At 66.0% G+C, this 6,880-nt stretch carries 7 protein-coding genes and 2 pseudogenes; 6 read left to right on the top strand and 3 right to left on the bottom strand.

Annotated elements, in window-relative coordinates; genetic code table 11:
* The first annotated feature begins 688 nt into the window (after positions 1-688).
* Positions 689-1,015: a hypothetical protein gene (locus ACO1BR_RS04210; protein ID WP_426793648.1), complete on the top strand. Its 327-nt coding sequence runs from the start codon at positions 689-691 to the stop codon at positions 1,013-1,015.
* 396 nt (positions 1,016-1,411) lie between these two features.
* On the opposite strand, the gene ACO1BR_RS04205 is transcribed toward ACO1BR_RS04210, so the two are convergent.
* Positions 1,412-2,020: a hypothetical protein gene (locus tag ACO1BR_RS04205; RefSeq protein WP_426793647.1), complete on the bottom strand. Its 609-nt coding sequence runs from the start codon at positions 2,018-2,020 to the stop codon at positions 1,412-1,414.
* A gap of 514 nt (positions 2,021-2,534) precedes the next feature.
* A complete protein-coding gene (locus ACO1BR_RS04200) occupies positions 2,535-2,891 on the bottom strand; it encodes a hypothetical protein (protein WP_426793646.1) in 357 nt (118 codons plus the stop codon).
* A 469-nt stretch (positions 2,892-3,360) separates the two neighbouring features.
* On the opposite strand from ACO1BR_RS04200, the gene ACO1BR_RS04195 reads away from it, so the two are divergent.
* The 5 genes and pseudogenes from ACO1BR_RS04195 to ACO1BR_RS04175 all read left to right on the top strand — a co-directional run.
* The gene (locus ACO1BR_RS04195; RefSeq protein WP_426793645.1) at positions 3,361-4,323 is read left to right on the top strand and encodes a hypothetical protein; all 963 of its coding nucleotides are present in this window, start codon (positions 3,361-3,363) and stop codon (positions 4,321-4,323) included.
* Complete coding sequence (locus ACO1BR_RS04190) at positions 4,320-4,868, top strand: GNAT family N-acetyltransferase (protein ID WP_426793644.1); 549 nt, start codon at positions 4,320-4,322, stop codon at positions 4,866-4,868. Before ACO1BR_RS04195 ends, ACO1BR_RS04190 begins: the two co-directional genes overlap by 4 nt.
* 598 nt (positions 4,869-5,466) lie before the next feature.
* Positions 5,467-5,697: a hypothetical protein gene (locus tag ACO1BR_RS04185; RefSeq protein WP_426793643.1), complete on the top strand. Its 231-nt coding sequence runs from the start codon at positions 5,467-5,469 to the stop codon at positions 5,695-5,697.
* 4 nt (positions 5,698-5,701) lie between these two features.
* Positions 5,702-5,896 (top strand): annotated as a pseudogene (locus ACO1BR_RS04180) (GNAT family N-acetyltransferase); the annotation flags it as partial.
* 35 nt (positions 5,897-5,931) lie between these two features.
* Positions 5,932-6,221: pseudogene (locus tag ACO1BR_RS04175) on the top strand (hypothetical protein); the annotation flags it as partial.
* Here ACO1BR_RS04175 and ACO1BR_RS04170 read toward each other — a convergent pair.
* Complete coding sequence (locus tag ACO1BR_RS04170; protein ID WP_426793642.1) at positions 6,163-6,696, bottom strand: NUDIX domain-containing protein; 534 nt, start codon at positions 6,694-6,696, stop codon at positions 6,163-6,165. The pseudogene ACO1BR_RS04175 and the gene ACO1BR_RS04170 overlap by 59 nt on opposite strands.
* Positions 6,697-6,880 lie beyond the last annotated feature (184 nt).

Raw genomic sequence — 6,880 nt, 5'->3', positions numbered from 1 at the left:
TCCCGCGACGGGGCCCGTTCGTCTGGCCGCCCCCCCCCCCCCGACGCTCCTGTCTACCGCCCCGCTCTCGGCACCCCCCGGCAGCTCAGCGCGCAGGGACAGACAAGCGATCCGGCAGAACCCAGGAAGCAACCCAATCAGCCCGCAACAGCACTTCCGGGCCGACACCACGACAGCACCCCGCGCAGCCACCACGACCAGACGCACGCGACCAGCAGCCCAGACCACGCCGAACCCGCGGGGACCTCTCACAGTCAGGTCGGCACCCCAGGCTCCACGCCGTCAAGGCCCGAAGCGCGCGAAACCTGGGGCACCCATGGACGTCCCACCCGGGCCCCGACGACAGCGAAGTGGAGAGGAAACCGAGGGGGACGCACCTGCGCCAACGACCGACCACGCCGACCGACACCGCGCCGGCCACAGGATTCGCCCATGCGGCTCCACGACAGACCGCCGCAACGGCCGGGACACGACCCCTAGGCCGTTGGGGCGAGCATCTGCCCCTGTCGCAGCCAGTCGATGCCCTGAACTGCTCAGGGCGCAGGACGGGTCCCGGACGTCCACTCGTTCGCGACGACCAAGGACACAGCGTGTCGCTAAGCGCCTGCGTCATATTTCGCATTAGTCTCATATGACTGTAAGAAGTCGCTATATCACGGATTACATCCGTTCGACAACCGGAGGAGAAATGCGCAAGCTTCAGAAGGCCACCGTCGTGGCCGTCGTACTCGGCAGCTTCGGCTTCCTCGGCGCCGGCACCGCCTACGCCGACGGCGGGAAGGGAGGCGGGAGGGGCGGCACCGACATCGGCATCAAGCAGGGCAGCCAGTGCCGGTCGCACGACTTGAACGTCGACGTCCTCGGCGAGGTCGGGATCCTCAACGGCCTGCTGGGCAACGCGCTCGGCGGCGAAGGCTCCGCGGGTGCGCAGAGCACCCGGGTGGGCTCGGACGTGGGCTGCGACAACAGCGCCGACGTCAAGGGAGGCAAGGGAGGCGGGGAAGGCAGGGAATGACACCGGGGCCCAGCCTCCGCGCCACAGTCCGGGCCGGGACACGACCCCCGCCGTGACGTCAATGGATAGCGTGGCTGGGCACGGTGGGCGGGTGCCGTCCACACGTGACGGGTGATCGTCACAGCGCGGGCGCATCGTGGCTGACTTTCGTGGGCTGCGGCACCGACCACCAACAAAACTCCCAAGCCTGGCAAACATTGCGTCTCTCCATAGGACGAGCCAACTCAACTATCCGGCACGGGCATCGCCCACTACGAGAGCACGACAACAACCCCGGTACCATCGGCACCAGGGTTCTGATCAGGAACTCTCCAACCGGACCGCCCGCGCGCTGCCAGGCTCAGGGGGCGGTCCGGCTCTCACTTGTCACTGTCGGCCGGCATCCCGGCCCGGCGATCAGCCAGCAACCCCCCGCCCGACCACCGTGACGTTGCACAGCTCGCGATACAGACGCGACGCGAGTACCGCGCGAAGATTCGGGTCACCCACAGGGCAGAGGGCATCGTGCTCCCCCACCGACCAGCCGTCGGAAGTCAGCATGTAAGGCGCACCGGAGTAGCCCCAGATGCGTGGTGCGCGGACCCGCAGAGCAAGAAACTCGGTGTTGCGCAGGTGGGGACATTCGGCAATGGCCACTCGGGCGTGCACTTCACACAGCGGAGGCATAGCCGTCACAGACCGCTCCGGCCAGGTCGGCGGGTCGTGCTCCTTGCGCCAATCCAAAAACAGCCAGCCGTCCTCGTTCCGGGAAACCGATTCACCGCAGACCTGGCACTTCATCCACCGCATGGCGTCGTACTGACGCCCAGGGTGCATGGAGTCGTACTCGGGTCGCCCTACACCAGGCTGATAGATCATCCGCCCCCACAGCACTCCATCACGCCCGACGCGGTCTGACGACCGCTCATCCTTGTAGCCGAGCTTCGGCCCAAGCGAGTCCCACTTCACATCCAACATGTCTTCGAATCCGGCCAGTTCAGCCGACCACGAGACGACATACGGCACCACCGTAGGCTTACGCACCGGGCACTCAGCCACTCTCGAACTCCTCACCATCAGACTCCCCGTGCCCCTCGTTCCGGCCGCCCTGAGAAGGCTCACGTTCAAGCAGGCCCCGCGCCTCCAGTGCCGGCCTCAACAGCCCCAAGGCGTCCAGCAATTCGATGCAGTCACCGCGATCTTTCGCGAAGCGGGATACCAAATTCGTTACCGCCTCCACTTCAGCGCCCGTGGCCCTGTCAGCCATGGGCAGGTAATCGGGCGGCACACGCTTTCTGTTCGTGCGATTTCGCGGACGGCTACTCACTGGCCCTCACCAAAGACGGACTGACATCCCCGAAGCCGTCCCATACAGCAGACGCAGCCTGAGAGCCGGCATCCGGGCGGGAGACCGGAACCGCAGAACCCTGTGCCTCAAGCGCCTCGCCAACCACCAGGGCAAGCGGCGTCAGCCCCAACACGCCCAACAACGCCACCGCGAGCCCAGGACGCGACGGCCTCTCCCGTGCATGGCGACCACTCACCGCGCACCCCCACCACCGGCCACCGCACTCAACGGCGCCCAGGTGAAGAACAACTGCGCACCATGACGCCCGAGGTAATCCAGCTCCGGATTCCGCAGCTCCGACACCGGCGACACAGCATTCGGCCACCGCGTCAGGACGGCACCGATCTCACCGCGCTCAGCCATCTCCCGCACCCGCAACCACCCCGAGCGCCGGCACGGATTCGGCTCACCGTAGGGATCAGAGATCTGCGCCTTGATGCGCAAGCCGTGCTTCTCGGCGAAGCTGTGCCCCTCCTCAACGGCCCGCTGCTCAGCCAGGCCGAGAGGCTGGCCGCTACGGGTCGCGCAGACGTAGAGCACCGCGTCCATGCCGCATGTCGTTGCCATGGAAGTACCTCCTGGAAGCGAGGAGTGGGAAGCGGTGCCATCCCCCACGGGGGGATGGGGAGGGGGACGGAACCACTGCCCCTTACTCAAACGGCTTTCAGGGGCTGGCGATTAGGGCGATGCGCCAGGCTTCACGCAGCCACCCCTAGGGCGATTTGACTGTGAGGCTATGAGAGCGACGCGCAACCAGGCTCTGACGGACTGGATGGCTGAACACAAGCACAGCTCCAACTCCCTTGCGGATGCCGTTAATCAGGCCATTGGGGAGCTCACTGGGCGTACAGGCGGGTTCGATGGCTCATCGGTACGGGACTGGAAGGCAGGCCGTGTCAGATGGCCAAAATCCGTCACCCGCGCCGCACTGGAACGAGTTACCGGCCTACCAGCCACGGCTTTAGGGTTCGTTCCACGAAGCCGGCAATCGTCTACCCCAGCGCCAGAGGAGGACCCCATGAAACGCCGCAACTTCCTCGCCGTGGCGGTAGCCGCTTCGACTACGCCAAGCCGGCGCATCGGCACATCCGATGTTGAACGCTTGAATCAGCGGTTTGCAGACATCATCGCCAGCGACCACCGACACGGCGGTCAACTCGCCGTCGAGCACCAGGCCGCCGCTCTCTCCGATGAGGCACTGGCTCTCCAGCAATCAGGGATTGCCAGTCAACGGGTACGCAGTCACCTTTATGCATCTGCCGCCGCTTTCGCCTCTTCAGCAATGTGGGCCGCAATCGATGGACACCGCTTCGCCGAAGCACAGCAGCATCTCGACCGTGCTTCCAGCCTCGCGACTCTGTCGGGGGACCAGGCGATCCCATTCCGTATCTGGTCGCATGCCGGAACTCTCTACCGGCACATGGGGCGCCCGGCCGAAGGTCTCACAGCGAACGACGTTGCCCGCAACCTGCCCATCACTCGCCGCGACCCAATGTTCGCGTCACTTGGTCATGCTCGACATGCAGCTATCCAGGGTGCGGCTGGCGACCGAGCAGGCGTAAGGCGATCCCTCGGGCACGCCGAGGACGCGCTCGCCCGTGCCCGCGATGACATGCCCCGACCGGTGTGGCTGAAGGCGTTCTACGGCCCATCGGAGCTGGACAGTCTTGGTCTCGCCGCCAATCTTGCTCTCGGAGACTGGGAGGAGGCCGAGGCCCGCGCGCACCGCAGCATGGCCGCTCTCCTTCCGCACATGCACCGCTCGCTCGCCATCACGACAGCGAGGCTGGCACGCGCCCAGCTTGGCCAGCGCGACGTCGAGCCGGCGGTGAAGACAGCGATGCGCATTCCCCGAGATGCTGTCCAACATCCGCGGGTGGCCGGAATGCTCAAAAGGTTCAGCGAGGACCTACGCAAGGCCGCACCCCACAGTGCCCACCTGCGCACTTGGTCGCAATACCAACGAGAGGCCCTTACATGAACGTCGACACCATCACCTTGCGCCGCTTCACCGAGCTGGGCAGCGCCCGGCAAACCCTGATCGACTTGTACGCGAACGTAAGGGCCGAACTGCTGCATCTGCCGAACTACAAGGTCAGCACCTTCGCCGAGCGCATTGACCGCCACGGATCAGAACCAGGGTGGGAAGCCGTTATCGCCTACGCAAGCGGCGAACCAATCGGCTACGCCTATGCCAACACGATTGAACGGGGCAACCGGTGGTGGGAACGACTGGCGTCTCCGGCCCCGGAGGAGTACACCAGCGGGCCAACTACCGCCATCAAGGAGATCGGTGTTGTTCAGCCATGGCGGGGCAAGGGAATCGCCCTGCGGATGCACGAGCACCTGCTTGAAGCACGTCCCGAGCGCTTCACCACACTGCTGGTGAACGGTAAGGCCGGGGGCGGGAAGGTCCAAGCGCTGTACGAAGGGTGGGGTTACGTCGTGATCGGCGAGCAGCAGCCGCTATCGCCGGACGCGCCACAGCTGACCTGTATGGGAAGGCCGGCTGCCATCCCTTTGTAAGGCCGACGACGCTCGCTCCCGCTTCCGGCAAGGAAGCGGGAGCGCAGTGTTCAAGCAGGCTACTCCGAGAGCCTGTGGGTAGTTTCGGCCCCCATACCGGGGAGAGCCATTGACGGCTGTCGGTGAAGAGGCCACCAGAGCGGCGAGCCTCTCCGATCTGCTCATCGCACCCCCTCACAGCATGTGATGGTACGTCACATATAAGACACCGCCTCAAAGTTGCCAGCGCATGGGGAGCCCTCAGGGGGCTTGGGGTGGTGTCCCGTCGCGTCGCCGAATGGAGTGAACCCGTGGCCGCGGGCGATTGTCGCCGCGGATGCGGGAGAGGGAGGGCGAGGGATTGTTGCATTCCCCCAGGTCAGCCCCGAGTGATTTCGATGGCGAGCGTTCTACCAACGTTGCCCGAGGTCACGGTGAGCATCCCGGCACCCTAACCCGCCACCCGTCGGCCGAGCCCACCCCGTTTGCGACGAGACGGGCGGGGTCTCACCGCCCCGGCGCGTCACCGGTCGATCGCGGGACTTCTCCGATTAGCCTTTCGTCACTCTATGAAGTCAACCGACTTCAGAGCGCGCCAAAACTCCCCCTTGGAGATGACATGCACAAGCTTCGTAAGGCCGCCACCGCAGCCGCCATCCTGGGCGGCGTCGGCCTCCTCGGCACCGGCACCTCCCACGCCGACAGCGGCATGTTCGACATCAAGCAGTCCAGTGCGTGCCTTACGCAGGCACTGCCCGTCGACGCCCTCGGCGCGGTCGGGGTCGGCGGCGGCCTCCAGTCCACCCACCTGCTTCCGAGTGTGGGGTGCAGCAACACCGTCGGCAAGTGAGGGCATCCATCCGGGGGGCGGCACCACTCCACTTTCGTCGGGCCGCCCCGCCCGCTACGACCACCCCGACGCGGTCCGGCTCGACGAGGAGGTCCAGCAGGAGTACGTCCGGCGCTACGGCGACGGCGACCTCACCCCGCTCGGCCCCCATACGTTCGCCCCGCCGCACGGCATCTACCTGATTGCGTACGAGTCCGGCCGGACTTCTGGCCGCCGCAGGGAGCCTTGGTGATGCAGCCAGGCCGCGCCTTCCACTCCTTCTGGCTCGCCACCACCCAGCTCCAGCGCGGCAAGGTCGAGAAGGCATGTCACACCGCCACGGTGGCGCTGGAGACCGCCACAGCAGTGGATTCAGAACGCATCACAGGGCATCTGCGCGAGTTCCACCAGCGCCTGGCCCCGTTCCGCAAGGAGCCCGCAGCCATCGCGTTCGAAGCGAAGCTACGGGCCACACTGCGGTGACCGTCAGCGAATCGATTCGTCCATCAGCACGTACAGCAGGCCGACGAGTGAGCCACTGCTGACGATCTCCCGGCGGTCGATCATGGCTCGCACCCGATCCAGCGGTACCCACTCGATGCGGTCGGACTCGTTCTTCTCGGTCGGTGCGCCGATGTGGGTAGCGCCGTCCGCCCGGAATACGTAGTGCTGCGAATCCGTGATGCCGTTCGCAGGCTCGGCGTAGATCAACGGCTTCATCGGACCAGGCCGCCAGCCGGTCTCTTCCTCCACCTCACGGGCAGCAGCCGCGTCGGGTGACTCACCCTCCTCTATGAGCCCCATGGGCAGTTCCCAGGCCCACGAGTCGGTGATGAAGCGGTGCCGCCACATCATGAGGACTTCACGCTGATCATTCACCACGGCCGCCACGGCGAGGTGCCGCAGCCGCACGACGTGGTGTTCCCAGCGCCGGCCGTCCGGCTGCTCAACATCAACAAGGCACAGGTTCACCCATGGGTTGGTGTAGATCTGCCGCTCGCCGTAGGTCTTCCACTGCATGCTCGACCGCCCCTCTCGCCTGGTGGCCCCACCATCTCAGACGCACTCAGAGTGGCTCGTGCCGGCGCATTCAGCCGTCCGGCGGATGCTTGGTCGCGGGCAGCCTCACGCGCTGTCAGCGTGGACGAGGTATCCGGATACCGGCGGCTCGTCGGTCCACGAGCGGTTCGACCAGACGGAGACG

The sequence above is a fragment of the Streptomyces sp. YGL11-2 genome (assembly GCF_050054615.1).
In the GTDB taxonomy this organism is placed as follows: domain Bacteria; phylum Actinomycetota; class Actinomycetes; order Streptomycetales; family Streptomycetaceae; genus Streptomyces.
Note: the sequence above shows the minus strand (reverse complement) of the source record. Positions and strands in the feature narration are given on the sequence as shown.

What these genes read in the sequence shown, in the direction of transcription:
- ACO1BR_RS04210 (WP_426793648.1), top strand. Translation starts at nt 689, where the DNA reads ATGCGCAAGCTTCAGAAGGCCACCGTCGTGGCCGTCGTACTCGGCAGC.
- ACO1BR_RS04200 (WP_426793646.1), bottom strand. Translation starts at nt 2,891, where the DNA reads ATGGACGCGGTGCTCTACGTCTGCGCGACCCGTAGCGGCCAGCCTCTC.
- ACO1BR_RS04195 (WP_426793645.1), top strand. Translation starts at nt 3,361, where the DNA reads ATGAAACGCCGCAACTTCCTCGCCGTGGCGGTAGCCGCTTCGACTACG.
- ACO1BR_RS04190 (WP_426793644.1), top strand. Translation starts at nt 4,320, where the DNA reads ATGAACGTCGACACCATCACCTTGCGCCGCTTCACCGAGCTGGGCAGC.
- ACO1BR_RS04185 (WP_426793643.1), top strand. Translation starts at nt 5,467, where the DNA reads ATGCACAAGCTTCGTAAGGCCGCCACCGCAGCCGCCATCCTGGGCGGC.
- ACO1BR_RS04170 (WP_426793642.1), bottom strand. Translation starts at nt 6,696, where the DNA reads ATGCAGTGGAAGACCTACGGCGAGCGGCAGATCTACACCAACCCATGG.